Below are 25,566 nucleotides of genomic sequence, written 5' to 3'. Positions count from 1 at the left end.
GCATTTGGATCGACAGGAGGATAAGGATGATTAAATTGTTGATGTGCATAGAGATAGGTATGTGCTATACTGTGTAAAAAGATATGTACAAATTTGAAGTTTATGGAGGAATAAAGATGGATTGTTTAAGATGTAAAGAGGAAATGATTAAAGCAAAATTAAAAGGAGATGCAGTAGGTACGGTTGTTTATTTAACTAATAAGAAAAACGGTATCTTTGAGAATGAAAAGAATAGTACTGTTTCATGTTATGTATGTCCAAAATGTGGATATGTTGAATTGAATGCAGATAATGCGAAAAAATTGATTTGATAATTTCCACTTGAAACTTTCAGTAATACTGAGAAAATTAAAGAAAGTACAAAGCTCGCGAAGCTTTGAATTTACAGAACTACAAAGAAAGGATACATATTATGGAAGGAAGATTAATAGCATTTGTTATTTGGGTAATAATCGGCGTATTATTTATTGTAATGGGCATTTATGATTTTAATTCCAAGAAAGCAAAACCTTTCGGTTTTTGGGCAAATGCCGAGGTAGCGCCCATAGAAGATTTGAAAGGCTATAATCGTGCTTTGGGCATATTGTGGTGCGTGTATGGTATTTTGTTTACGTTAATTGGATTGCCTTTATTAGATGGGCAGAATTCGGGTTTGATTATTATACCTATATTGGGTGCAATGCTTATTAGTATTGCGGCTATGGTAGCGTATGTAGTAGGTATTGAACCCAAATACCGCAAAAAGAAATAAATGGAAACTTCCAGTTTGATGGAGTAATAAATTCTAGTTTGCAGAACTAATAGAGAAGTAACATATAAAACAATAAATATGGTCAAAAAATCATCGACATCCGACCTACAGCACGTTATAATATAGTTAATCTAATAAGAAAACCAAGTGATCATTGTTACAAGCTGAATCGTAATGGTGGCCAACTGTGTGAACTCGATGGAACGGAATGGTTACATCCTCCGGGTGCTCCGAGCACCGGACGAGCACTGAAAGGTGCTTTACAGAGATGAAAACAGGCCTGACGAAGCATCACTCAGATTAGATTAAAAATTCTAGTCTGGGTGATTTTTTTCGTTCAGGGAAAAGGAGAAAATGTCATTGACAGAAAAGACGGATAACAGAGATTCGGATATTTTTTGTCAATCGGCAAGCTGCAGAGGAAGTTATCTATAGACAAGCCAGGATTATCACGTTAAGATATAGAAAAAGTAAGTAATACGAAAGAAGAAAACAGAATATGTAAAGGAGAAAATGAATGGAATACTCTGCAATTATTCATGATATGGACAAAAGATTCTGCTATGCAATAGATAAGGATTTATTTGTGATACGCATCCAGGTAAAAAGAGATGATATAAAGGAAATAATTCTTCATTATGAGGATAAGTATATACCAATGGAATGGAAGGATACGCGAAAGACAATTCCAATGAAGAAGGTTGCGACCTCACAGTTTCAGGATTATTATGAAGCGCAGATACAGATGCATTTGATATGTCTCCGTTATTTTTTTGAATTTACGGACATGCAGGGGGAAAAAGTATATTACGGCAATTATGAGTTTAGTAAGGAATGTATTACAAACAGAGACAGAATGTTTGACTGCCCGCAGAATCTACGGGAGGAAGAAATGTTTGTGGTGCCAAAGTGGGCAGAAAATAAGGTCGTATATCAGATTTTTCCGTCCCGTTTTGCATCATCACAGCCGGTAGACAAGGAAGTATGGTATAAAGCACCGGTTACGTCTATGGATAATCTGCATGGTGATCTCAGAGGAATTATAGAACATCTGGATTATGTCCATAGTCTTGGAATTGATGTTTTATATATGACACCAATCTTTAAATCAAATTCAAGCCATAAATATGATACCATTGATTATTATCAGATAGATCCCTCATTCGGAACAGCAGAGGATCTTAAAGAGCTGGTACAAAAAGCGCATGAATATGGAATGAAAGTGGTTATGGATGCGGTGTTTAACCATACAGGAAAGGAATTTTTTGCATTTGAAGATATTTTGGAAAAGGGAAATAAGTCTAAATATCTGGACTGGTATTTTATTGATGAATTTCCACTTAAAAGTGAAAGGGGAGAGATTCCAAACTTCAAATGCTTTGGTTATTATGGTGGAATGCCAAAATTAAATCTGAAAAATCCTGAAGTTGAAAAATTTATTACAGATGTTGCATGCTATTGGATCAGGGAATGCGATATAGACGGATGGAGAATGGATGTAGGAGATGAAATCAGTCATTTTTTCTGGAAGAATTTTAGAAAGGCAGTTAAGGCAGTAAAGAAAGATATGCTGATAATTGGAGAAATCTGGCATTATGCAGGAGATTTTCTTGAAGGAGATGAATGGGATACGGTCATGAATTATCCGTTTTATCTGAATATGATAGATCTGCTTGCAGATGAAAAGATTACGGTCAGCCAGTTTATACAGAATCTTGGATATTTGAAAGGACGCTTAAATAAGAAATGTTATCCTCTTATGTGGAATCTGATAGACAGCCATGATACAGCAAGATTTTTACATTTATGTAAGAATAATAAGAAAAAGCAGCATTTGGCAGCAGCTTTTCAATTGTTATTGCCGGGAATGCCAATGATTTATTATGGAGATGAGTATGCGATGCCGGGAGCAAACGATCCGGATTGCAGACGTGGCATGTACTGGGATGAAGAATACCAGGATAAAGAGATGTTTGAATGGTATAAACAGCTGTTGCAGGTTCGAAAAAAATATAAATGTATCGTAGAAGGTGAATTGATTGAGGCAATCACAAGGGATGAGGAAGAAACCATTGTTCTGATTAGAAAAAATGGTGAAGAAACTATGGCATTGATTTTTAACTGCAGCAGCAGTGAGAAGAGATTTAATGAGTATGAGGGAAAATATAATTTGCTTGGAGAAGAACTGTTTGACGGAAAAGTTGAGGGACTTGATGCCGTAGTAATAGTGCTTTAAAATAGTTACAGAGGAAGAAAATCATGTCAAAAGATGAATATTTAATTACAGATGCACCCCTTAAAGCACTGACTGTTTTTGCAATGCCAATGATTTTCGGAAGCTTTTTTCAACAGGTCTACAATATGGCTGATTCAATCATTGTGGGTCAGTTTGTTGGATCTTCTGCCCTTGCGGCTGTTGGTGCCTGTGCTGCCCTTACGAATGTATTCATTTGTATAGCACTTGGTGCAGGTGTAGGTGCAGGTGTACTTGTGAGCCGTTATTTTGGTGCCAGAGATTATAGTAAAATGAAAACAATCGTATCAACATCATTGATTAGTTTTCTGGTTCTTAGCATACTTCTGGGAGTTACTGGCTTTTGTTTTTCACGTTCCATGATGGGCATATTACAGACACCCGCTGATATACTGGAGGAAGCAGTACTATATCTTCGTGTTTATTTTGTGGGATTTCCGTTTCTGTTTATGTACAACATTCTTTCAACGATGTTTACTTCAATCGGTGAATCAAAGATTCCGTTGTGCCTTTTGATTTTTTCTTCTGTTCTGAATATTATGATGGATCTTTGGATGGTAGCAGGCCTTGGTCTGGGTGTGTTCGGTGCAGCCCTAGCCACGCTTATTGCACAAGGCATTTCGGCAGTATTTTCGTTTTTAATCTTTTTATACCGGATACGCCAGTATAAGAGTCCGGCTCGCTGGTTTGACGGGAGGGAATTACATTCCATGCTCCGCATTGCTGTACCGTCGGTCCTCCAGCAGTCAACAGTGTCAATTGGTATGATGATTGTACAGGCGGTTGTAAATCCGTTTGGTACACAGGCTCTTGCAGGTTATGCGGCAACGATGAGGGTAGAGAATGTTTTTTCACTGATATTTGTGTCCATAGGCAATGCAGTCTCTCCGTATGTTTCCCAGAATCTTGGCGCAAAGAAAATTGGGCGTATCAAAAAAGGATACCACGCTGCACTGGTGTTAGATTTATGTTTTGCAGTCCTTGCTTTTATAGTCATTGAAACACTGCATACACAGATTTCCTCATTATTTCTGGGTAAAGATGGAACAGCGCTGGCATATCAGGTGTCTGGAGATTATATGAGATGGCTCGGCTTCTTTTTCATTTTCATGGGTATCAAGATGGCAACAGACGGAGTTCTTCGGGGACTTGGAATCATGCGTCCATTTCTCATTGCAAATATGGTAAATCTTGCAATTCGTCTGTCAGTTGCTTTGATACTCGCACCGCGTTTTGGCATTGCATTTGTCTGGCTTGCTGTACCGGCTGGCTGGCTTGCAAATTTTCTGATTTCTTATGTGGCACTCAGAAAATCATGGCCAGACGATAAGATGGCTTTTGCTGCTATAGAAGATGGTGCGGCCGTTTTTTTAGAACAATACTGTAAAAAAAAATGACGAAAAACCAAAGTAGGAAGTGTTAAATTTTATAAGAAAAATAGAATCTGAAAATTAGAACTGAAAAATCATTGACTTTTGAAAAAATTCTGATATAACAAGGTCTGGAAAAAAAGAGAAATATAATAAAGAGAAAGGAAATAAGAATCAATGTTTTCACAAAAAGATAAAATGAAAGGGAAATTAGAAAACATGCATCTGCAGGAAAGGATAAACTATGGCTACAGAAAAGTCATTATTATGATGTTAATTTCAGGCTTGCTTTCTATAGTGGTCATAGGTGTTTTATTTGCTAATATGGTACATTATATAGAAAATGTTACTGTAGCAGATCAGGCAGTAAAAATATGTAGAATTAATGTGAATGCGGCAGCAAGAAATATCAGGGAAATGGCATTAGATGATGATACTTCTTCATATGTCAGTTATGAGAAAACAGTAGAAAAGCTGCTGAAAGAAGTTGATTCTGAACTGAAAAATTTAAAGGGAACCGGAATTATTCCTGACTCAGATTATGAGGAATATTCATCAGCCCTTTCGGATTGGGGAAATATTGGTTATTCCATTATAGAAGAAATTAAAAGTGGTGATAAGGAAGAAGCAGTTGATGAAATCATGAATGATTGCACACCTGCATTAAATAAAGCGGTGGAAATCGCAATAAAATTAGATGATATAACAGACCAGGAGAGCAGCAGGGCTGCCAGAACTACATTTATTTTTGCTGCAGCAGGAATTGTATGTATTATAGTGTGTTTAATTTTTGCATGGACACTGACAAAGAAAACAGGTAAAAAAGTCCTGGATACAATTCTTGAACCTTTACGGGCAGTTGAGGATGTCGCAAAGGAACTGACAGAAGGAAATTTACACAGTACGCTGGATTATCGTTCAGAAGACGAGATTGGAAGACTGGCACACAGTATGCGTAAATCAATCCGTATCCTGGGAAGCTATGTAGACGATATTGACCGTGCAATGAAATTGTTTGCAGCAGGAAATTTTGATGTTAAACCGGAAGTAGAGTGGCGGGGAGATTTTGTCGGAATTTTAAATTCTTTTATGCAATTTGAAAAAAGTATAGGAGAAACGATTAGAGGAATTCAAAATGTTTCCAATGAAGTTTCAAGTGCAGCAGACCAGGTAGCATCAAGTTCTAATGATCTTGCAGATGGAGCTACAAATCAGGCGGCAGTAGTAGAGGAACTGACAGCAACAGTTGCAGGTGTATCTGAACAGGTAGAAAATAATTCAAAATCTGCAAAAGAAATTAGTGGAAGGGTGGATGAGCTTGGAAATGCCATTTTAGAAAGTAATGGTAAGATGCATGAAATGGTTGATTCCATGAATGAAATTAGTGAAGCATCAAAAGAAATTGACAAAATTATTGCAACAATTAATGAAATTGCTTCCCAGACAAATCTGCTTGCATTGAATGCTTCTATCGAAGCAGCAAGGGCAGGAGAAGCCGGAAAAGGATTTGCAGTTGTAGCAAATCAGGTAAATTCGTTAGCGGACCAGAGTGCCCAGGCAGCGAAAGAATCTGCAATGTTGATTGAAACCTCTGTGAAGGCAGTAGAAAAGGGTATGGTGATTGCAGGACAGACTGCGGCGCAATTGGAAGATGTTGCAGAGAACTCTAAAATAATTACAGAAGAAGTTACAAATATTGCGGAAACGTTAGAAACACAGACAACAGAAATCCAGCAGATTAATGAAGGAATTGAACAAATTAATGATGTTGTACAGACCAATTCTGCAACATCTGAGGAATGTGCAGCTGCCAGCCAGGAGATGAGCAGCGAATCAGAAAATCTGCGTGAAATGATTCGTAAATTTAAATTGGCAGAATCAGAAAAAACAGTATAATACGATAATGATTTCCAGCTATAATTTCTACCACAGAATAGAAAGTTTATCAGTATAAAAATTTTATAAGAAAGGCACTTATACTATGGATACAAACATACGCAGACTGCTCAAGGAAATAGGAGCAGAAGATTTAATAGAAGTATTTGCACCATGTATGGATGACTATCTTTATATTATAGATTTACAGAAAAATACCCTTATCATTTCACAGGCAGCGGTGAAGCGTTTTAAGATGCCGGGCAATTCATTTGATAATGCTGCCGACAGTGTCCGCTATTTTGTATATGAAGAAGACCGCCCGATGATTAGGGAACATTTACAGCGGATTGCGGATGGAAACGAAAAAAATCACAATCTGCATTACAGATGGCTTGATAAAGAAGGGATGCCGGTATGGATTAACTGCCGTGGAAAGGTAATCAATGATAACGATGGAAAACCTCATTATCTTATAGGCTGTGTAAACGAAATTGGAAATATACAGTGGGCAGATAATGTCAGCGGACTTTTGGGTGAAAGAGAAATGTATTCCTTTGTTTCTTCCCATATAAAAGACAGCTCGTCAGTATTTTTAATACATATAGGGATTGATGGATTTAATGCGATTAATGGTACATTAGGCGTAGATTATGGAAATTATGTGTTGAAAAGTGTTGCTGACGGTATCAAGGAATGTCTTTCTGATAACCAGCAGCTGTACCATCTTGTTGCAGATGAGTATATGATTGTTGATCTGGAAAGCCATACAAGAGATGATGTTATGCTATTGCAGAAGGAAATATGTAAAAAAATAGAAGATTTTATTATTTCTGAAAAATATAAGGTGGTTTTTACAGTATCTACCGGAATTATTCATGCAACGAAGCTTTTAAAATATTATGACGAGTATCGTAAAATAGCGGTTTTCTCTTTAAAACAGGCAAAATCCATGGGAGGAAACGGAGTATATTTTTTTGAAAAAGAAGATTATAAGTTATTTTTAAAAAAAGAGAAAATAAAAAGTGCACTTCGAGGTGCCGTGACAAATGAATTTGAAGGATTTGAAGTATACTATCAGCCGATTATAGATTGTTCCTCGGGAAATATAATTGGTGCGGAAGCGCTTATGAGGTTTTCCATGTATTCAGGTGGAAAAAAAGAAAGTATCTCGCCTGTGGAATTTATACCATTACTGGAAGAAACCGGGCTTATTATTCCGGCCGGAAGATTTGTATTAAATGAAGCTGCGGCAATGTGCCATGAAATGCGGCAGTATATACCGGGATTTAAGGTTAATGTAAATATATCTTATATTCAGATGATGAAAAGTGATATCTGGAAGGACATACTTTCGTCTATAGAACAATATAATCTTCCGCCGGAGAGCCTGTGTGCGGAACTGACAGAAAGCGGATATACGGATATGACACCGTATTTTTATACGCTTCGGAAGAAATTCGAAGAGAAAAAAATACAGTTTATTCTGGATGATTTTGGTACAGGTTTTTCGAATCTACATTGTATTGTAAACATGAATCCTAATTATGTGAAACTGGATAATCATTTTACAGCAAAAGCTATGAGTCAAACAAGGGATTTTGAGCTGTTAAAAAAAATAGTTGAACTGGTACATAGTGTAGATATCAAAATATGTATAGAAGGTATAGAAAAAGAAGAGTGGTATCAAAAGCTGAAAGAAATACATGCTGATTATCTGCAGGGCTATCTTTTTGGCAGACCATGTGATAAAAATCAGTTTTTAAATCAGTTCATATGTAAAGGTATCAACTAGCAAACTATCTTAATTTTCATTTCTATTTTGAAAAAGGCTTCTTGAAGGAAAATTCTACCTGTGATAGAATAAAATTAATTATACTTACAGGGAAAGTAAGTACCCGGCTGCAGGACATATCCAGGGAACTGCCAGTATAGTGGCAGGTTTTTACGGTTTGCTCCTGCTATTTAGTGAAAAATAAAAAATCATGGAGGATTTTTACAATGGAAGAAGCAAAGCAGAACATCAAACAAAAGAAGGATTCTTACAATCTGAGAATTGTGACGGCTGTACTGGTATTAACCGTGCTGGTTTTAGGGGAATTATATGTGATGATTAACTATCCGTCCAATTATGTGGCATTGATTGTACTTACAGTTGTAGCACTGGCTGATATTTATATTCTGATTGCCAGTGCAATCCAGAAAAATTATAAGAAAGAGATTGACCAGTACGAACAGTATGATAATCTGTTTAAGTCAGAAAAAGCTTCTTATCTTGTAACCCGCAAATCTTTTGAAGATATTGCGGATCAGCTTGATCGTATCGAAGAGGCAGCCGGTTCACCGACAAAGGACATCATAGATGCACAGAAATCCATTGCCAAAGTTACCATAAGCCGTAACAAAGAAAATTCCGATGCATTGATGAATTCCAACGACAAATTATTAGAGCAGATATTTAATCTTTCCGACCGTCTGGATAATCTTGAGAAGAACGTGTTAGAGCAGCAGCGTATCATAGTTGAGAATGCCAATAAAGACCTTCTGCTAAAACAGCAGGAAATGGCAGCTTTCGTGAAAGAAATGGAATTATCCATCCACAATACCATATTAGCTGAAGTTGGAAAAATAAATGGTGCGCCAGCTGTTGCTTATACAGCAGCGCCGGTACAGCCATCATCAGCCGCACCAGTTGAGGAAGTAACACCGGAAGAACCGGAAGCACCAATCGACGAAGTGATGCCGGAAGAACCGAAAGCACCAATCGACGAAGTGATGCCGGAAGAACCGGAAGCCCCAATCGACGAAGTAATGCCGGAAGAACCGGAAGCACCAATCGACGAAGTAATGCCGGAAGAACCGGCAACAGAACCGGAGACAACTGTAGAGGATATGCCGGATTTAGCAGAAGATGATTTATTAAATATAGATGCTTTATTCGGAAATGACGAAGCAGCTGAGACTACAAAAGAAGTAGCAGAAGAAACCGGATCTGCAGAAGAAAACAATGAACCGGAACCAGAAGAACCAGTTGGTTTTGATGATACACTTGGATTTGCAGATGAAGAACCGGAAGAACCTGCATTTACAGAAGAAATGGTAAATACCATTGATGAACCGGTTATGGAAATGAATTCCGACCCGAATCATATGATGACACCGGAAGAGATTGCAGCTTTGATTGCAAATGCAGATTCAGCAGCTGAAGAAGCACCAGTTGTAACAGAAGATGCTATTTCAGAAGAATCTGAGCCGATAACGGAAGAGGAACCTGTGTCAGAACCGGTTGTGGAAGAACCGGCAGCAGAGCCTGTTATCGAGGCAAATTCTGACCCGAATCATATGATGACACCGGAAGAAATTGCGGCATTATTTGCTAATATGTAATTTACAAAATTTTTAAAAAAAATAAAAAATTACTTGCAATTCGATAAATTCTATTATATAATAGTCCTTGCGTTAAGCAATGCGCCACTAGCTCAGCTGGCAGAGCACCTGACTCTTAATCAGGGTGTCCAGGGTTCGAACCCCTGGTGGCGCATGTAAAGTACCGATTTTGTGGACGTGGAGCCATGGGGTTGGTGCTTTTTTTTGTTATAAAAAATCCGTAAGAAGCTGCCCGTGGCAGGTTCTGTAGATGTAAATAAGGAATGATGAAGATATCGTTTATTTGTTCAGTATATTTTTTACTTCTTTCAAAGACCTTTGAATTGTAGTAAATTTAGTATGCAGGGCAGGCTTACGGTAGGAAAAAAGCAAAGCCTTTCTGGAAAAGCAGTTTGATTTGAATTTCATGAGGCATACCCTTTTTTAGATATTATATGCAAGAGGATATGGAAAAATATATAAATAAAGAGGAAATCATTTGGAAAAGAAAATTCTGATTGCCTGTGCAATGCAGCAGGATGAAATTGAAAAGTACAGAAAACAATTAAATATAACATATCCTGTTGTATATCTGCAACGTGGATTGCATAGAAACCCGTCTGTATTAAGAAATCTGCTGCAGCAGGAGATTGACAGGCACCAGGATGTGGATATAATCCTGCTCACCTATGGATTGTGCGGGCGGGGCACGGAAGGGATTGTGAGCTGGAATACCGAACTTGTAATGCCACGTTTCCACGACTGCATCCACCAGCTTTTGGAGAATCATGTGGATAAGAATTCTCTTTATGCGACAAGAGCGTGGACAATTGACAAGGAGTCCATTGGAGGCCAGTGCAGTACCGTTCTTGCTGCTTATGGCAGAGAACGGGGGATGGAAGTTTTAGATACAATCTATGGCGGTTATGAGAAGATTACTTTAATAGATACGCAAAGCTATGATATAAAGAAAACCAAAGATGGACTGAAAAGACCTGCAGAACTTCTAAATAAGAAGCTGGCGGTGGAGCCATCCGACTGCAATATTATAAGAAAGCTTTTATCTGGAAAATGGGATTGTAATTTCGTTCATCTTGAAAAAGGAGAGCGTGTCACAGAAAGACACTTTATATAAGAAAACCGGCGTTCTAATTTAGAATAAAGTCTAATATCAGGAAGCCGGTTTTATGCTGTATGCTCTGCAGTTTATTATTTTTTCATTTCGTCCATATAGACAGCAATTTTTTTATCCATACCAATAATATGGTTGGATAACCAGCCCAGCAGAAACTGGATCAGTTCCAGAAGATAAGTCTGCTGGTTATTGTCCATATCGTCAAGTTCTGAGAAGTCAATTTCTACCAGGCGTTCAACGAAAACAGTGTGGGCACGCTTCTGGGCAGCCAGTTCCGGATAGTGTATCTTCTCCATCAGCATTTCCTCATCAGCAAAATGAAATTGTGTATAATCCTTTAATTCCACTAAAAGCCGCATAATTTCATCATATTTGTCATGCAGCAGATCGTTTTGAATCAGGTCATTGGTCTCTTTTATAATTTCAAAGAGACGGCGGTGCTCTTTATCTACAAGGTCAATGCCGGTCTTGTATTTGTCCGTAAAGGCAAATGGGTCTTCGGAAGTCCCTTCAACTGCGGACATTTTTCCAATCATCATATCACTGCTTAAGATATGGTGGTACAGCCAGCGTACCAGATAGGAAAGCAGTTCTTCGAAAGATGCTCTGGCAGCCTCTTTTGAGGACTTATCTAAAATAAAGGAATTGATTTTCTCAGCAAATTCAGCATGTTCCTTTTTCTGAAGAGGAAGCTCCGGGTCATGAATCTCTTCCATATAAGCCTCTTCATGGGCGAAATGTGTATTCGCATAATCCTTCAGATGAAGAAGCAGGCTCTGGGCAGTTCCGGAAATATCCTCGGTTGTTTTAACAAGGGAAAGAGCATCATTTATCATCTGGAATAATTTGCGGTGTTCCTCATCAATTTGTGGAATATGAATCAAACAATCTTCTGTAAATTCGTACATGGTATACATCTCCTTACATTGTATCAATGATTTATGCTACGACGTATTATAAACCCTCAGAAGATAAGCCACAATAAAAAAAGAAAAATTTATAAAAATTTCACTGATAAACCAACTCCGGATGCTCAGGCAAATGGTTCATCTCATGGGTCATGCCATCTGGCAGTGTCCGTGCACTGGCACTATCGGAAAGGTCATAAAGGAATATTTCTGGAAGTAATCAGCTTGCAGATAGGATTTCCCCTGGAAGAGAATTTCTCTTCGTATTCGGTCATGATATTGCCTTCGTTCATGGCAGTATCATGGTGTAAATCCCTTGTAAATGCGTCCAGATTCCAGCCTGCAGCATCGATTTCTTCTAAGGAGAAGTCAAAAAGTCCTACGTTATCGGTCTTAAACTCAATCTGTCCGTCATCTTTTAAGACTTTGTCATAGCGCTCTAAGAACTGGCGGGAGGTCAGTCTTCTTTTGGCATGGCGGTCCTTTGGCCATGGGTCGGAGAAATTAAGATAAATGCGGTCTAACTCGCCCTTTTCGAAAAAGTCCGGCAGAAGTGCCGCATCTTCACACAGAAGGCGTAAGTTTGGCAGTGGATTTTCTTCCAATTTCTGGAGTCCGCGATACAATACGCTTTCGTAACGTTCCATGCCAAGATAGTTGATATCCGGATTCCGGGCAGCTAAGTCCATGATAAAGCGTCCCTTGCCCATGCCGATTTCAATGCGGATCGGGTGGTCATTTCCAAATATTTCATTCCAGTGTCCTTTATGGGAAGCGGCATCCTTGATACAGAGGTCACTGGCTTCTACAGCCGGCGCAGCCGCCGGGATATTGCGAAGTCTCATAATATGAAATCCTTTCTACTTATATATATCTTTCGAAAACAATTTATCATATTTATGGTTTAAAAGAAAGAGAATTGTGAATATTAATGGAAAGGTATTGCACCATGGAAATGGATTGATATATACTTAAAGTTAAGAAGAATTTAGGAGCAGCAGAAAATGAAAAAGAAAAAGAAAATATTAAGCGTCGGACTGGCAGTGTGTTGTCTGATTGGCTTATTGGGTATAAACACACAAAAGGTAAAGGCGGCAGAGTACTGGCCCCAGGACCCGGAAACCGAATCACCCAATGCGATTGTGATGGAAGAGAGCACAGGAACGGTTCTTTATGATAAGAATTCCACGGAGCAGCATTGTCCGGCAAGTATCACGAAGATTATGACCACGCTTCTGGCACTGGAAAACTGTTCGCTGGATGAGACAGTAACATTTTCCAAAGAGGCGGTTTATAACACCCATGGTTCCGGAATCTCCAGGGATGTGGGAGAGCAGATGACCATGGAGGAATGTCTTTATGCAGTCATGCTGGAGTCTGCCAATGAATGTGCCTATGCGGTAGCGGAGCATGTAGGCGGAACCGTTGAGAATTTCGTTCAGATGATGAATGATAAAGCGGCAGAGTTAGGTTGTGTGAATACACATTTTAACAATCCACACGGACTATCTGAGGGAGAGGATGCAACCCTTCACTACACCTGCTGTTATGATATGGCACTGATTGCAAAGGCGGCTTACCAGAATGAGACTTTCCGTGCGATTACAGCAACAAAGACCTATCAGATTCCACCAACCAACAAGCATGATGAGATCACCTATCTGCAGAATCATAATGAAATGATTCATGCCTTTAAAACCAGAGGACAGTATCTCTATGAATACTGTGTAGGTGGTAAGACCGGATACACCACAGCGGCAAACAGTACGCTGGTTACCTTTGCAGAAAAGGACGATATGACACTTATCTGTGTCATTATGAATGCCCAGTCGCCAGCGCAGTGGACAGACAGTATTGCATTGTATAATTATTATTTTGAGAACTTTTCGCTATATAATGTAGCACAGAATGAGACAAGGCTTGAAAATGGAGAAATGGATACAGGAATGCTCAATACCAATTCCTCCTTTGTAAAAATAGACCCGGCGGGAAATATCGTTCTGCCAAAGAGTGCAGAATTCAGCGAAGCTGCGCCAACAGTAAGCTATGATAATACTTCGGATGATGTGTTGGCAAATATCAGATATACATTTGCAGGACATGATGTAGGCGGTGCGGATATTGTTTCCACCGGAGTAAAAGCAGATACGTTCTCTTTTGATAATGTAAAATCAGAAGAGATTTCTACGGAAGCAGGAACCAGGACCACTACGAAGCATAAGTTCCAGATAAACATCTGGAAAGTGTTATTGGGAATTCTCGGTATCGCAGCCCTTGTGGTCATAGCATTTCTGATTCGGAGATTTGCGGATAATTTCTATATTATCAGACACAAATATTTCTCAAAGAGCAGACCGGATAAGCGTTACAAAACTATAAAGAGAAACTATCGCAGCAAGAGAAGACGGCACAGAAGAAGAAAATAGTCTCGAAAATTGCTATAGAACAACTGAAAAAGACAAGAATAAAAAGAAACGACAATATTTAAATTTAAATATTGTCGTTTTACGTTATCTTGGACATTAAAGTTAGGACGAGTTATATTCTGATAATTTGTGGATAAATCCATTATTATTCTGTTATCGTAGCAGAGTTATCCACACTATTTGGATAATTATCATCAATTTGTGGATAACAGAGTCTGGAGGTAGGAAAGGATACGGCTGCGCTCCCTGGTGTAGATAATGATGCCATTATAAGCCTTTACCATAGTATCATAATGTCCCTTTAAGCTGATGGAAGAACTTAAGGTATACATCAGATAATCGGCAAGCTCGGTTGGTACTTCAATCAGTACCGGTTCGGATTCCTCCAGACTTTTTAAAGAAGCTTCACTGGATTGCAGCAGGCGGCTGATTTCTTTGTCCTGCTCAAATTGCTCGGATGTTTTATTTACAATAAAGTAACCTCTCTCATCCCGGGGCATATCCATTGCCTTGATGGCACGCTGCACCTGTTTGGTCAGCGCATCGGAAGCGGGGTACAGGGACTGGAAATATCCCATAAAATCCGAAGCCTGACGGAAATGTTCATTGCAGCCCTTTTCTAATACTTCTGTGACCAGAATACGTTTGATAATCTTCTGGCAGGTTTCCCGGGAAGGGTTTTTTCGGGTAGTATTTTCTGTTTCCATAGATACCTCATTTATTAAAAACAAGCGTATATTCAAATAGACATATACGACATTAAATATTGTTCCAAATAAATTATACGACAAGAAAACAACTTTTACAACGACAAACTGAAAAATATAAGACAAATTGCAACAGAAATTGACAAGCGGCAAAAATTAACTTATACTAGAAGAAAAATGCGAAGGAGCGATATCTATGAATGCGAAGCAGAAAGAGCAGACCATTGAAGAGATAAAGAAGCTTTTAGAAGAAAATAATGGCATTGTGAAAGCCGAAAAATTATATCCTTTGGGATTGACCTATAAAAGTATTCAGGGACTGGTGAAAGCCGGCATACTTGACCATGTAAAGAGTGGATATTATTCCATGGGGTATGAAGAGAAGCCGCAGGAAGAAATTATTCTGGGACTGTTTCCGGATGGAATCTTATGTATGGACAGCGCCCTTTACTATTACGGTTATATTGAGAAGCGTCCTTATGAATGGAGTATTGCCATTAGCAAGAATACTTCGAAGTCAAGGTTCCGCATGGAATATCCGGTGGTGAAACCATATTATACAGAGCCGGAAGTCATGGAGCTTGGTGTAACGGCCATTCCTTTTGCCGGTGGCGAGATGAAGATTTACGAAAAGGAGCGCCTTATCTGTGATTGCCTCAAGTACGAGGAACGTCTGGAGCGGGAGGATTTAAAGAAGGCGCTGCTGGCATTTATCAATGAGCCAAAGAAAGATATTGCAAAATTAATGGAATATGCCAGAGCCCGCAAGGTTGTGGCAAAGATTCAGAGCAGAATTGGAGTGTGGCTGTAGTGGCAGAGTGCATACTGAGAGAATCATTGATTCGGCAGAGAAGTGAGGACTTGCAAATCCCTTTTGTGGACCTGCTTCCTTCTGCGGTAACCGAGTATTTTCTATATCAGATAAGTAAATCAACATTTGCAGAGAAGCTTTATCTTAGAAATGGCAGCAGCCTCGGTGTGGAGAATTACCGCCGGAAGAGAGTCTTTTCCCTTTCCTATTATTATCAGGTGGTAAAGGATGAGCATTTAACGGAAATGCAGTTAGGGCAGCTCATGAAAGAGGTGTTAAGCCGGAAGCCGGAGTATGTCTATCAGATAGAGAAAGAAAGGGCGGGAAGCTATCAGATAGAGGTGCTGGCAAAATCAAAGGAGCATGAAGTTCCCATTACCCTGCGTTTTCAGGAGCTTCGGGACGAGCAGATGCAGCCTGCCCATGGAGAATTGCCATTTTTCTTACAGGAGAATACGGTAATCCAGTTTCTGCAATATCCTTATGAGCAGGTTGTGGCAGAGAATTTTGTGGAAATTTTAGAGAAAATGGAATTAATCAACGATCTGTCCTGCTATGAAGAAATTTATGGAATCTTAAAGAAAGAGGCGTTAGATGGCAGAAAGGTTGAGCAGCAGATTATTGAAATTGGAACAAAGAGAGAGCTGGCCTTTGGAAAAGACCGGCTGGATACCGTCCTTCACTATAAGGATTATACTTATATGAAGCGGAAATGGGCGGCATACTTAAAGCGGGAGCGAAAAAAAGAGCCAGACTGGGTGGAAGTGATGACTCTTTTGGAAGCCTTCTTCCCACCGGTCTGGCGTGCAATTATCAGAGATGAAATTTTTATCGGAGACTGGATGCCGGAGCTGTGCCGTTTCCTGTAGATACTTAATGGCTATAGTCGCGGATCAGCGTCTTTAAGAAGCCAAGAAGTGACTTTGGCTTGCGGAAGTCAAAGCAAGGAACTTCTTCGCATTTGTAACCGAAATCACTGGCGATGGCAACAAGACCGGAAAGGGGATGCAGCGGAGTCTCATTTAACTCACTGCTCAAAAGCTCGATTTTAAAGCAGTCTTCATCCTCTAAATCACAGGTGAGGATGAGGTCTACATTCGTAATATTGGAAAAATCTTTTTCTGAATCAAAGATGGCAGCCTTAATGCCATCTTTTTTTAATGCCTCCAATAGCTGGATGCAGAAGGTCTTTTTATCAATGATGGAATCCCCCACCAGCGATACCACGGGAATAAAAGAAATAATATTGCCTGTTGCCGGAAGCTCCAGATTGCTGTCTTCATCAAAAAGCTCTCCCCGCTCGGAAAGCAGCTTTAAGGCATGATAATAATGGGTGCGGGTATTGATGTTAAAAAATTGTTCATTCAGTGGAACCGGACATATATTTGCCAGCTCGTTTTCCGGGACATAGCCGGCATTGCATTTCTCATGAAGCCGGTTAAAGGAATACTGGTGAAACAGCATGGCTTTTCCTATCTGCGGAATGCAGCTTTTGGAGTAGACAGCGGAGAGAGTCTCCAACTGGTCATTGGCGCGCTCAATCGCCCAGATAGGATGCTCCTGTGGCTGTGACAGCAGGTAAAGCCCCAGTGCCGGTTCTACAAAAGGTGTATCTACGGAAATGAAGAAGGCACGTTCCTCAGAGATCATGGAAAGTGCGCTGAAGATACCGGACAGCGGACCGGCATTTCCATAGATGTCTCCAATGGTTGTCACCGGAAGATTCAGATGCGCATAATCATTTTTCTGCTGGACAGAAAGGTAGATTTTCGGAAAATCCGGCTGAAATTTCCGGACCAGATATTCAATCAGGCAGCAGTCCCCAAAAGGGAGCAAAGCCTTGTCCGTTCCAATTCTTGTACTTTTTCCACCACATAGTATAACCAGTGCATGACTCATAACATTTACCTCATGTAACATTTTACCTTCTCAAAAGTTCTTCCATCATAACATAAATCAGTCTGACTGTAAAACAAACATATCATTTCGCATATGTACCCGTTCAATTTCATTACGGCGGTAGGTCTGAATCAGATAGTGATTTTTCCGGTCAAAGACCAGGGAAATTTTTTTCGTAAATGTGGAAGTTCCCGGCGTATATTCAATGATGTGCAGGGATGCACGGTATTGTTTCTTTATCTTCCAGATGTCCATAAGACCGATTCCGCTGCCGCCGCTGTCCTTATGGGTGGTGTGCCGGGTCTGACCAAAATCCTCAAAGAGCTGCACATCAAAGGCATTCCCACTGTCAGAAATCTCCAGGGTGGAAGTATCTTCGTCATGACAAAGGCAGACAGAAAGACTGCGCACCTCATTATCACCAATGGCAATCATGGCATTTTCCAGCAAATCCGCCAGAAGGTGGGAAAGGTCTTCCACGGAAATGATATCTTCCGCCATTTTTACAATATTGCCTGTGATATGCAGGGAAAAGTTGATATTTTGTGCCAGGGCACGCTGCTGCATATAGGTAAAAAGCGCATCTAAAACACAGACCCCGGTCACCGGAAGAGTGTGTTCATCATGGCGGTAGGAGTTCAGCGTACCTTTCCGATCCTGTGCCATGGTCTTTAACCCGCTGGCAAGCTGTTCGCCCTTCTTTCTGGTATCATCGTCTGTAGCTTCCGTTTCTAAGTATTCGCAGACAGCCAGCTCCATTGCCGGAATCAGCTTGTTATCTTTATGAATAATCTTAGCCAGGGCATCATTATTTTCCTCTAATTTCCGGATGCGGTTATCTTTCTCAATGAGTTCATTCTGTAAAGCCCTAAGCTCCGCCTGCCGCAGCTTCTCCCGGTAGTCGCGGGTAATCCGGAACCGCCACCAGCAATAAAGCAGAAGTCCAATCAGGAAAAGGGCGATGAGGAGAAAGAGGAACTGCATGTCAGGAATGGAATCATAAAAGCTGATTATGGTAACAATGAGCAGAATAAAACAGCTTAAGATAAAACCTGTGGCAGAAGAGCCGATTTGATAGAGAAATGGCATGCCGCGGCGGAGCCTTTTGATTTTGAAAAGAAGGAATATTAAGAGCAATTCAAGAAGTCCACCTGAAATTTGAATCAGAGCATATGGCAGGTTGTAATTTCCATAAAAGAAGGGTAATAGTGCGAATCCTATAAGAACACCTGAAATTGCAAGAAAAATGAAATTTACACTAAGAGAAATGGTAAAGGATAGCAGACTTAATGTAAGCTGTATCTTAGTTACCAAAGTAAGTATAAAAGCATTTAAAAGGACAAAGACAGGGATTGCAAATAGAGGCAGACATGCATTGATAAAATTAAATAGGAAAGCTTCACCAATGAATATAAAAGAAAGAAGAATAGCATATTTCTTTTGCGAAAGTTTAAAATTTAATAATTTAAAATATAAATAGTAGCAACATAAAAGGTCAAAGAACCAACGAATTATATTTTGAATCATACAATACCTCATATAAATGTATTAAAAATCATATAAAAACCAACCCGATTTTAAACCTAAGAAATGTTCCGAATTTTTCTATAATCTCCTTACATTTTTGAAAAGGAGGAATAGAAATGGATTGGTTATTAGATTTTATCAAGCAGTTTATCAAACATTAACGTCCATCCGTAATCTTTTCCGCGTAAAAGTAAATGAACTCCTTAATGGTAGGCATTCCGCGGTCAGGATTAATGTGGGCGGTGTAGCAGGTAAGAAGAGTTTCGGTGTCATTGGAATTCCATGCGCGGTTAATGGCATTCTGCATGGCACGTTCCACACTGGAATTACTCTTCTTATACTTGTTACCAAGAATCTGGGAAATGTTTGTGGTCGGTCCATCAATTGTTATCATAATGGCATCGGTCAGATATTTGTAACCAACAACCTTTGGACTGATACCAATGAGCTCCAGTTCCCGGTGGATTCTGCGGATAAGTCCCTGCTCTAAATCTTTTTGATTATCTTTCATATAAGAAGTATTGGATGTGGATTCTGTCATTTCAATCATAGGAAGAAGCTGTTCGAGAAAATCAACAGCAGATTCCGGAGAATAAGAATCTTCATATTTGCCGATAATGAAATCAGCACCAAGTCTTCTGGCAGATTCCAGCGTGATTTTGCTGGAGTTGTAAGTAGTGACAAGAATATAAGGCTTTTTCTCTAAGCCCAGTTTATTTAAGTCAGAGAGGAAAAACAGTCCGTTTCCACCACCATGATGCAATTCCAGATCAAGAATAACAGCGTCAGGAAGTGTATTCTGTACATATTGAATGCCAACATAAGAATTATTGGTGACGCCGGCTAAATCCATATTATCTTTAGTTGCAATATAGTTTGAAATACGATTGCAGGTGTTCATATCATCTTCGATTAATAAAATGTGGAGTGTTTTTTCCATGTACAAGTCCTCCTGATTTACTCATATATCGTTTCAATAAAATAACATTTCACAAGGCATCTTTAAAATTAAGCTTATTATATCTCAAAAACCCCTTTAAAACAACAAAAAACAATACAAACCAACGAAAACCAACAACAAAAGCATAAAGTTTGTGTTGGAAAAAAGTGGTAAACTACCCAGTAAGGAGTATCGATAAAAAATTTGAGTTGTGTAAAGTTATCATATAGATTCGGGTGGCTGCTTTCAAAGCGGTCACCCGAAAGTCGTTTCTGGAGGGAAAAATCCCTTGTCTTTTCCTGCCTCAAGCCGTACTATAGAAATAGCAATATCAATTAGAAAATCAGCTATTATTCAAAGAGTATGAAACCATAATAACAGGCCAGGTGAACCATGACATATATAAAAGATGAATTATGTAAACTTGCATCCTCTGATATGTATCCCCTTCATATGCCGGGACATAAGCGGAGACTGGATTGTGACATCAATCCTTATACATATGACATTACAGAAATAGATGGATTTGATAATCTACATGCCGCAGAAGGAATCATAAAGGAAGCCGAGGAGCGGGCAGCCGCATTATGGGGCGCAAAGAGTTCTTTCTTTCTGGTAAATGGAAGTACCTGCGGTATTTTAGCAGCACTCAGTGCCGCATTACCGAAAAAGGGACATCTTCTGATGGCACGAAACAGCCATAAGGCAGCATATCATGCAGCATATTTAAGAGAGTTGCAGGTGACATATCTCTATCCGGTCTTTACAGAATTCGGGATACAGGGTGGAATACTGCCGGAGCAGGTAGAAGCTGCATTAGAAGCGGATGAAAGTATTGAGGCTGTGTTTCTTACATCACCAACCTATGATGGAATCGTATCAGATATAGAAAAAATAGCAGAAATTGCCCATCAGCATGGGATTCCGCTGATTGTGGACGAAGCTCATGGTGCGCATCTTGGTTTTCATCCGTATTTCCCAAAATCAGCTATTACACTGGGAGCAGATGTGGTAATCCAGAGCCTGCATAAGACGCTTCCGGCACCTACACAGACTGCAATTCTGCATTGGAATTCTTCTTATATAAATAAGGAACGGTTGGAGTGGTTCTTAAATATCTATGAAACCAGTTCTCCATCCTACTTATTCTTGACCAGTATAGATGAATGTGTGCGTCTGCTGACGGAAGAGAAAGAGAAGTATTTTGATGCATATGAGAAGCATATGAAAGACTTTTATGAAAAAGCATCCCATTTTTCTAATGTGGAAGTCATGGGAGAAGTGGATTTAAAAGAGACAGAAGGCTTTGCCAAAGACCCGTCGAAGCTGGTACTCCGTGCCACGAAAGCCGGACTTTCCGGGGAAGAGCTGTATCAGCTGCTCAGGGAGAAATACCATTTGCAGTTAGAGATGTGTCAGGGAGATTATGCGTTGGCAATGACCAGTATTTTTGACAGCGAGGAAGGTTTTGACCGGCTGTATGCGGCACTGGAAGAAATTGATAAAAAAGAAGCCGCAGCAAGAAGAACAATAACGCCGCAGTTTCTGACCGAAGCCTATGCAAAGCGGACGGTCCGTATATCCATTGCAGAAGCACAGGATGCAAAGACAGCGGAAATGGGGCTGAAGGAAAGTGTTGGCAAGACGGCAGGAGCATTTGTCTATCTTTACCCGCCGGGCATCCCGATGCTGGTGCCGGGAGAAGAGATTTCCAAAGAGGCGGTGGCAGTGATAAAAACCTGCCGGGAGAATGCATTTCGTATTCATGGCGTGACTGAGGACGGAAAGATAAAAGTTGTCATTTCCTGAAAATTATTTTATACTAGAAAACAGACGGCAAAACCGTAGAAACAGGAGATTTACACATGGGAAAGATTTTCTGCCTGATGGGCAAGAGCTCAACAGGAAAAGATACCATATATAAGATGCTGCGGGATGAGAAAGCGTTGCAGCTTCAGACGATTGTACCATATACTACCCGGCCGATCCGTGCCGGCGAGACGGAGGGCGTAGAGTATCATTTTATTGATGAACAAAGGCTTTTGAATCTCGAAAAAGAAGGAAAAGTCATAGAGCAGCGCGCATATGATACTATATACGGAATCTGGCGCTATGCCACAATTGCAGACGGGCAGGTCAATCTGTCGGAGCACAGTTATCTTCTGATTGGCACCCTTGCCGTGTATACACAGCTTTGTGCCTATTATGGAAAAGACGCAATCGTACCGATATATATAGAAGTAGAAGATGGTTTACGTCTGCAGCGGGCATTGGACCGGGAGCGGATGCAGGATAAGCCAAAGTATACAGAGCTTTGCAGGAGATTTCTTGCAGATGATGCGGATTTTGCAGAAGAAGCATTGGAAAAGGCAGGAATTACCAGACATTTTGAGAATGATAATCTGCAAAAGACAGTAGAGGAAATTGCAGCTTTTGTGCTATCATATAATGGATAGGTGATAAAATGGAGATTAGAGTAAACGACACTGCACCGGTGAATCAGACCACCGGAACCACGCCGGTAGACACCGGAGACGGCAGCTTTAAATTTACATTGACCAGTGCAATCGAAGAGCAGGAGCTTCAGCAGCGGTTGAACAGCCTCTTAGATGACATTACCAAGCAGGGTAATCTTATTGCACAGCATATGGACATCCGGGACATGAAGAAATACCGCGGACTGGTGAAGGATTTCTTAAATGAAGTCGTAACCCGTTCCCATAAATTTTCCAGAGAGAACTTTCTCGACCGGAAAGGCCGTCATCGTGTCTATGGAATCGTCAAGTTGGTGGATAAGAACTTAGACGAACTGGCAGAAGAGCTGGTGAAGGATGAGTCGGACCACATTACCATATTGGATAAAATCGGGGAAATTGCAGGATTATTGTTGGATATTTTCACGTAAAAACAGGGCAGCCTAAGACAGCAGGAAGCTTCAGGAGAAAGGAGCGCACATGGCAGGATTTGCAGAAATCATTGGACATGAACAGATTATAGAGCATTTACAGAATGCAATAAAAATGGATAAAATATCCCATGCATATATATTGAACGGACCGGACAAATCCGGCAAGAAAATGCTGGCGGAGGCATTTGCCCAGACCCTGCAGTGTGAACAGTACGACATTGAGCCCTGCATGGAGTGCCATTCCTGTAAGCAGGCAGTGAACCACAACCAGCCGGATATCATTTATGTCACACATGAGAAGCCGAATACGCTTTCCGTTGCAGATATCCGCAGCCAGCTTGTAAATGATGTAGATGTGAAGCCATACAGCAGCAGATATAAGATTTATATTGTAGATGAAGCAGAGAAAATGAACCAGCAGGCGCAGAATGCACTGTTAAAAACCATCGAAGAGCCGCCGGCATATGCGGTTATCATTCTGCTGACTACCAATGCGGATGCATTTTTACCGACGATTCTTTCCCGGTGTGTGGTATTGAACCTTAAGGTAGTTTCCGATGATAAAATCAGAAAATATCTGATGGAACACTGTAAAGTGCCGGATTATCAGGCGGATGTGTGTGTGGCATTTGCCCAGGGAAATGTGGGAAAGGCAATGGCGTTGGCATCTTCGGATGATTTTCAGGAGCTGAAAGCTGCAGCCGTGCAGTTATTAAAGCGAATCCATGAGATTGAGCTTTATGAATTTAAGGAAGCCATCAAACAGATTAACGAATATAAAATGGAAATCAACGATTATCTTGATATCATGATGATCTGGTTTCGGGACATTTTATTATATAAAGCAACAACAGATGTAAATGGACTGATATTTAAGGATGAAGTCTATGACATAAAGAAGCAGGCAAGCAAGAGTTCCTACAGTGGAATTGAAGCAATATTAGAAGCGTTGGAAAAGGCAAAGGTGCGCCTTACGGCAAATGTCAACTTTGACCTTGTGATGGAATTGTTGCTGCTGACAATAAAGGAGAATTAGAATGACAAAAGTAGTTGGAGTCAGATTCCGCAGAGCCGGAAAGATATATTATTTTGACCCGGGTAAAGCAAAGATGGCGGCAGGCAGCCATGTTATCGTGGAGACTGCCCGTGGCATAGAGTACGGAACCGTGCTGATTGCCCCGAAAGAGGTAGACGATAAAGCAGTGGTTCAGCCATTGAAGCCGGTCATCCGCGTGGCAACACCGGAGGACGATAAGACCGAGCAGAGAAATAAAGAGAAAGAAAAAGAAGCATACAAAATCTGTTTTGAGAAAATCGCAAAGCATAAGCTTGAAATGAAGCTGGTAGAAGCAGAGTATACCTTTGATAACAATAAGCTTCTGTTTTACTTTACCGCAGACGGACGAATTGATTTCCGTGAACTGGTAAAAGATCTGGCAGCAGTATTCCGTACCAGAATTGAGCTGCGCCAGATTGGAGTGAGAGACGAGACCAAGATTTTAGGCGGAATTGGAATCTGCGGAAGAGAATTATGCTGTAAATCCTATCTGGCTGATTTTGCTCCGGTATCCATTAAGATGGCAAAGGAGCAGAACCTGTCCTTAAATCCGACTAAGATTTCCGGTGTATGTGGCAGACTGATGTGCTGTCTGAAAAATGAGGCTGAAACATACGAATATTTAAACAGCCGTCTTCCGAATGTGGGTGATACCGTTACCACAATTGATGGATGTAAAGGTGAAGTACAGAGCATTAACGTATTGCGTCAGCTGGTGAAGGTCTTAATCGAAGTAAATGATGAGAAAGAACTTCGGGAATATAAGGTAAAAGAGCTGAAGTTCAAGCCAAGAAGACGCAGAGACAATATCAAACTTTCTCCGGAAGAGATGAAAGAGCTGGAAGCCTTAGAGGATAAGGGAGGAAAGTCTAAGATTAATGACGTCAAGTAATGAGATTCAATTAAAACCGGATGAGCGTGTGGACGAGCTGAATCGCAAGGGTTATCGTATCATTCAGGATACGAAGCAGTTCTGCTTTGGAATGGATGCGGTACTCTTAAGTGCTTTTGTAAAGGTAAAGCCGAAACAGAGAGTGTTAGACCTTGGAACCGGAACGGGAGTGATTCCTATCCTATTAGAGGCGAAGACTCCCGGAGAGCATTTTACCGGGCTTGAGATTCAGCCGGACAGTGCCGACATGGCAGGAAGAAGCGTTGCGTTAAATGGATTGACGGATAAAATCGATATCGTAACAGGAGATATAAAAGATGCCTCGAAGATCTTTGGGGCATCTTCTTTTGATATTATAACCACAAATCCGCCTTATATGATAGGACAGCACGGTCTTACGAATCCGGAGGAAGCAAAGGCAATTGCCCGCCATGAAATATTGTGCAATCTTACGGATATTATGAGAGAGAGTGCGAGAATACTAAAGCCGGGGGGACATTTTTTTATGGTACACCGTCCGTTTCGTCTGACGGAAATCATCTGTTGTATGCATGAGCATCGCATCGAGCCAAAGCGGATGCGGCTGGTATATCCATATGCAGACCGGGAGCCGAACATGGTACTTATCGAAGGCTGCAGAGGCGGGCGTTCCCGTATGACGGTGGAGAAGCCGCTGATTGTATACAAGGAACCGAATGTATACACCGATGAAATATATGAGATTTATGATTTGTAATGAA

The 25,566-nt window shown here is 40.4% G+C and carries 23 protein-coding genes and 1 tRNA gene; 18 read left to right on the top strand and 6 right to left on the bottom strand.

Annotated elements, in window-relative coordinates:
- Positions 1 to 116: 116 nt before the first annotated feature.
- From DWV68_RS10050 to DWV68_RS10010, 9 genes are all read left to right on the top strand, one after another.
- Positions 117 to 311 (top strand): hypothetical protein, encoded by a 195-nt coding sequence (locus DWV68_RS10050; protein WP_117691176.1) that lies wholly within the window; start codon positions 117 to 119, stop codon positions 309 to 311.
- Between the two features lie 101 nt (positions 312 to 412).
- A complete protein-coding gene (locus tag DWV68_RS10045) occupies positions 413 to 751 on the top strand; it encodes a hypothetical protein (RefSeq protein ID WP_117842344.1) in 339 nt (112 codons plus the stop codon).
- Positions 752 to 1,268: 517 nt separating this feature from the next.
- Positions 1,269 to 2,987 carry a glycoside hydrolase family 13 protein gene (locus DWV68_RS10040; protein ID WP_118665697.1) on the top strand — a complete coding sequence of 573 codons (1,719 nt, stop codon included), beginning with the start codon at positions 1,269 to 1,271 and terminating at the stop codon, positions 2,985 to 2,987.
- A gap of 23 nt (positions 2,988 to 3,010) precedes the next feature.
- Positions 3,011 to 4,402 carry an MATE family efflux transporter gene (locus DWV68_RS10035; protein WP_117699328.1) on the top strand — a complete coding sequence of 464 codons (1,392 nt, stop codon included), beginning with the start codon at positions 3,011 to 3,013 and terminating at the stop codon, positions 4,400 to 4,402.
- A 150-nt stretch (positions 4,403 to 4,552) separates the two neighbouring features.
- On the top strand, positions 4,553 to 6,271 hold the full coding sequence (locus tag DWV68_RS10030) for a methyl-accepting chemotaxis protein (protein WP_117842347.1): 1,719 nt from the start codon (positions 4,553 to 4,555) through the stop codon (positions 6,269 to 6,271).
- An 85-nt stretch (positions 6,272 to 6,356) separates the two neighbouring features.
- Positions 6,357 to 8,045 carry an EAL domain-containing protein gene (locus DWV68_RS10025; protein WP_118542282.1) on the top strand — a complete coding sequence of 563 codons (1,689 nt, stop codon included), beginning with the start codon at positions 6,357 to 6,359 and terminating at the stop codon, positions 8,043 to 8,045.
- Between the two features lie 206 nt (positions 8,046 to 8,251).
- Positions 8,252 to 9,637, top strand: coding sequence for a hypothetical protein (locus DWV68_RS10020; RefSeq protein WP_118665695.1), 1,386 nt, complete (start codon positions 8,252 to 8,254; stop codon positions 9,635 to 9,637).
- Between the two features lie 81 nt (positions 9,638 to 9,718).
- Positions 9,719 to 9,791, top strand: a tRNA-Lys gene (locus DWV68_RS10015).
- A gap of 324 nt (positions 9,792 to 10,115) precedes the next feature.
- Positions 10,116 to 10,751 (top strand): DUF1638 domain-containing protein, encoded by a 636-nt coding sequence (locus DWV68_RS10010; protein WP_117842350.1) that lies wholly within the window; start codon positions 10,116 to 10,118, stop codon positions 10,749 to 10,751.
- A 74-nt stretch (positions 10,752 to 10,825) separates the two neighbouring features.
- On the opposite strand, the gene DWV68_RS10005 is transcribed toward DWV68_RS10010, so the two are convergent.
- Both DWV68_RS10005 and trmB read right to left on the bottom strand, forming a co-directional pair.
- Positions 10,826 to 11,659 (bottom strand): bacteriohemerythrin, encoded by an 834-nt coding sequence (locus DWV68_RS10005; RefSeq protein WP_118665693.1) that lies wholly within the window; start codon positions 11,657 to 11,659, stop codon positions 10,826 to 10,828.
- A gap of 194 nt (positions 11,660 to 11,853) precedes the next feature.
- The gene (gene trmB / locus DWV68_RS10000) at positions 11,854 to 12,504 is read right to left on the bottom strand and encodes a tRNA (guanosine(46)-N7)-methyltransferase TrmB (protein ID WP_117699115.1); all 651 of its coding nucleotides are present in this window, start codon (positions 12,502 to 12,504) and stop codon (positions 11,854 to 11,856) included.
- A gap of 159 nt (positions 12,505 to 12,663) precedes the next feature.
- Here trmB and DWV68_RS09995 point away from each other — a divergent pair, with 159 nt between their 5' ends.
- Positions 12,664 to 14,085, top strand: coding sequence for a D-alanyl-D-alanine carboxypeptidase family protein (locus DWV68_RS09995; protein WP_118665691.1), 1,422 nt, complete (start codon positions 12,664 to 12,666; stop codon positions 14,083 to 14,085).
- Between the two features lie 194 nt (positions 14,086 to 14,279).
- Here the strand turns inward: DWV68_RS09995 and DWV68_RS09990 are convergent, their stop codons facing one another.
- Positions 14,280 to 14,792 carry a hypothetical protein gene (locus tag DWV68_RS09990; RefSeq protein WP_117842281.1) on the bottom strand — a complete coding sequence of 171 codons (513 nt, stop codon included), beginning with the start codon at positions 14,790 to 14,792 and terminating at the stop codon, positions 14,280 to 14,282.
- 196 nt (positions 14,793 to 14,988) lie between these two features.
- Between DWV68_RS09990 and DWV68_RS09985 the strand changes: the two genes are divergently transcribed.
- Complete coding sequence (locus tag DWV68_RS09985; RefSeq protein ID WP_117699118.1) at positions 14,989 to 15,603, top strand: type IV toxin-antitoxin system AbiEi family antitoxin domain-containing protein; 615 nt, start codon at positions 14,989 to 14,991, stop codon at positions 15,601 to 15,603.
- Positions 15,603 to 16,472: a hypothetical protein gene (locus DWV68_RS09980; protein ID WP_147403597.1), complete on the top strand. Its 870-nt coding sequence runs from the start codon at positions 15,603 to 15,605 to the stop codon at positions 16,470 to 16,472. Before DWV68_RS09985 ends, DWV68_RS09980 begins: the two co-directional genes overlap by 1 nt.
- A 4-nt stretch (positions 16,473 to 16,476) precedes the next feature.
- On the opposite strand, the gene mobA is transcribed toward DWV68_RS09980, so the two are convergent.
- The 3 genes from mobA to DWV68_RS09965 all read right to left on the bottom strand — a co-directional run bounded on the left by mobA (position 16,477) and on the right by DWV68_RS09965 (position 19,969).
- The gene (mobA, locus tag DWV68_RS09975; RefSeq protein ID WP_243089530.1) at positions 16,477 to 17,523 is read right to left on the bottom strand and encodes a molybdenum cofactor guanylyltransferase; all 1,047 of its coding nucleotides are present in this window, start codon (positions 17,521 to 17,523) and stop codon (positions 16,477 to 16,479) included.
- Between the two features lie 36 nt (positions 17,524 to 17,559).
- Positions 17,560 to 18,591, bottom strand: coding sequence for an ATP-binding protein (locus tag DWV68_RS09970; RefSeq protein WP_197420849.1), 1,032 nt, complete (start codon positions 18,589 to 18,591; stop codon positions 17,560 to 17,562).
- A 595-nt stretch (positions 18,592 to 19,186) separates the two neighbouring features.
- Positions 19,187 to 19,969, bottom strand: coding sequence for a sporulation initiation factor Spo0A C-terminal domain-containing protein (locus DWV68_RS09965; protein WP_118665687.1), 783 nt, complete (start codon positions 19,967 to 19,969; stop codon positions 19,187 to 19,189).
- Positions 19,970 to 20,362: 393 nt separating this feature from the next.
- On the opposite strand from DWV68_RS09965, the gene DWV68_RS09960 reads away from it, so the two are divergent.
- The 6 genes from DWV68_RS09960 to DWV68_RS09935 are packed head-to-tail and all read left to right on the top strand — an operon-like array spanning position 20,363 to position 25,562.
- The gene (locus tag DWV68_RS09960; protein WP_118665685.1) at positions 20,363 to 21,778 is read left to right on the top strand and encodes an aminotransferase class I/II-fold pyridoxal phosphate-dependent enzyme; all 1,416 of its coding nucleotides are present in this window, start codon (positions 20,363 to 20,365) and stop codon (positions 21,776 to 21,778) included.
- Between the two features lie 56 nt (positions 21,779 to 21,834).
- Positions 21,835 to 22,425, top strand: coding sequence for a guanylate kinase (locus DWV68_RS09955; RefSeq protein WP_022244282.1), 591 nt, complete (start codon positions 21,835 to 21,837; stop codon positions 22,423 to 22,425).
- 8 nt (positions 22,426 to 22,433) lie between these two features.
- On the top strand, positions 22,434 to 22,874 hold the full coding sequence (locus tag DWV68_RS09950) for a YaaR family protein (RefSeq protein ID WP_022244281.1): 441 nt from the start codon (positions 22,434 to 22,436) through the stop codon (positions 22,872 to 22,874).
- A gap of 49 nt (positions 22,875 to 22,923) precedes the next feature.
- The gene (locus DWV68_RS09945; RefSeq protein ID WP_118665683.1) at positions 22,924 to 23,913 is read left to right on the top strand and encodes a DNA polymerase III subunit; all 990 of its coding nucleotides are present in this window, start codon (positions 22,924 to 22,926) and stop codon (positions 23,911 to 23,913) included.
- 1 nt (position 23,914) lies between these two features.
- The gene (locus DWV68_RS09940) at positions 23,915 to 24,826 is read left to right on the top strand and encodes a PSP1 domain-containing protein (protein ID WP_117842275.1); all 912 of its coding nucleotides are present in this window, start codon (positions 23,915 to 23,917) and stop codon (positions 24,824 to 24,826) included.
- Positions 24,813 to 25,562, top strand: coding sequence for a tRNA1(Val) (adenine(37)-N6)-methyltransferase (locus DWV68_RS09935; protein ID WP_118173508.1), 750 nt, complete (start codon positions 24,813 to 24,815; stop codon positions 25,560 to 25,562). The genes DWV68_RS09940 and DWV68_RS09935 overlap by 14 nt, the downstream gene beginning before the upstream one ends.
- Positions 25,563 to 25,566 lie beyond the last annotated feature (4 nt).

The sequence above is a fragment of the Roseburia sp. AF12-17LB genome (assembly GCF_003479605.1).
In the GTDB taxonomy this organism is placed as follows: Bacteria; Bacillota; Clostridia; order Lachnospirales; family Lachnospiraceae; genus Roseburia_C; species Roseburia_C amylophila.
Note: the sequence above shows the minus strand (reverse complement) of the source record. Positions and strands in the feature narration are given on the sequence as shown.

Coding starts and splice junctions, on each gene's coding strand:
- DWV68_RS10050 (WP_117691176.1), top strand. CDS start 117: ATGGATTGTTTAAGATGTAAAGAGGAAATGATTAAAGCAAAATTAAAA.
- DWV68_RS10045 (WP_117842344.1), top strand. CDS start 413: ATGGAAGGAAGATTAATAGCATTTGTTATTTGGGTAATAATCGGCGTA.
- DWV68_RS10040 (WP_118665697.1), top strand. CDS start 1,269: ATGGAATACTCTGCAATTATTCATGATATGGACAAAAGATTCTGCTAT.
- DWV68_RS10035 (WP_117699328.1), top strand. CDS start 3,011: ATGTCAAAAGATGAATATTTAATTACAGATGCACCCCTTAAAGCACTG.
- DWV68_RS10030 (WP_117842347.1), top strand. CDS start 4,553: ATGTTTTCACAAAAAGATAAAATGAAAGGGAAATTAGAAAACATGCAT.
- DWV68_RS10025 (WP_118542282.1), top strand. CDS start 6,357: ATGGATACAAACATACGCAGACTGCTCAAGGAAATAGGAGCAGAAGAT.
- DWV68_RS10020 (WP_118665695.1), top strand. CDS start 8,252: ATGGAAGAAGCAAAGCAGAACATCAAACAAAAGAAGGATTCTTACAAT.
- DWV68_RS10005 (WP_118665693.1), bottom strand. CDS start 11,659: ATGTACGAATTTACAGAAGATTGTTTGATTCATATTCCACAAATTGAT.
- trmB (WP_117699115.1), bottom strand. CDS start 12,504: ATGAGACTTCGCAATATCCCGGCGGCTGCGCCGGCTGTAGAAGCCAGT.
- DWV68_RS09995 (WP_118665691.1), top strand. CDS start 12,664: ATGAAAAAGAAAAAGAAAATATTAAGCGTCGGACTGGCAGTGTGTTGT.
- DWV68_RS09990 (WP_117842281.1), bottom strand. CDS start 14,792: ATGGAAACAGAAAATACTACCCGAAAAAACCCTTCCCGGGAAACCTGC.
- DWV68_RS09985 (WP_117699118.1), top strand. CDS start 14,989: ATGAATGCGAAGCAGAAAGAGCAGACCATTGAAGAGATAAAGAAGCTT.
- mobA (WP_243089530.1), bottom strand. CDS start 17,523: ATGTTACATGAGGTAAATGTTATGAGTCATGCACTGGTTATACTATGT.
- DWV68_RS09970 (WP_197420849.1), bottom strand. CDS start 18,591: ATGCCATTTCTCTATCAAATCGGCTCTTCTGCCACAGGTTTTATCTTA.
- DWV68_RS09965 (WP_118665687.1), bottom strand. CDS start 19,969: ATGGAAAAAACACTCCACATTTTATTAATCGAAGATGATATGAACACC.
- DWV68_RS09960 (WP_118665685.1), top strand. CDS start 20,363: ATGACATATATAAAAGATGAATTATGTAAACTTGCATCCTCTGATATG.
- DWV68_RS09955 (WP_022244282.1), top strand. CDS start 21,835: ATGGGAAAGATTTTCTGCCTGATGGGCAAGAGCTCAACAGGAAAAGAT.
- DWV68_RS09950 (WP_022244281.1), top strand. CDS start 22,434: ATGGAGATTAGAGTAAACGACACTGCACCGGTGAATCAGACCACCGGA.
- DWV68_RS09945 (WP_118665683.1), top strand. CDS start 22,924: ATGGCAGGATTTGCAGAAATCATTGGACATGAACAGATTATAGAGCAT.
- DWV68_RS09940 (WP_117842275.1), top strand. CDS start 23,915: ATGACAAAAGTAGTTGGAGTCAGATTCCGCAGAGCCGGAAAGATATAT.
- DWV68_RS09935 (WP_118173508.1), top strand. CDS start 24,813: ATGACGTCAAGTAATGAGATTCAATTAAAACCGGATGAGCGTGTGGAC.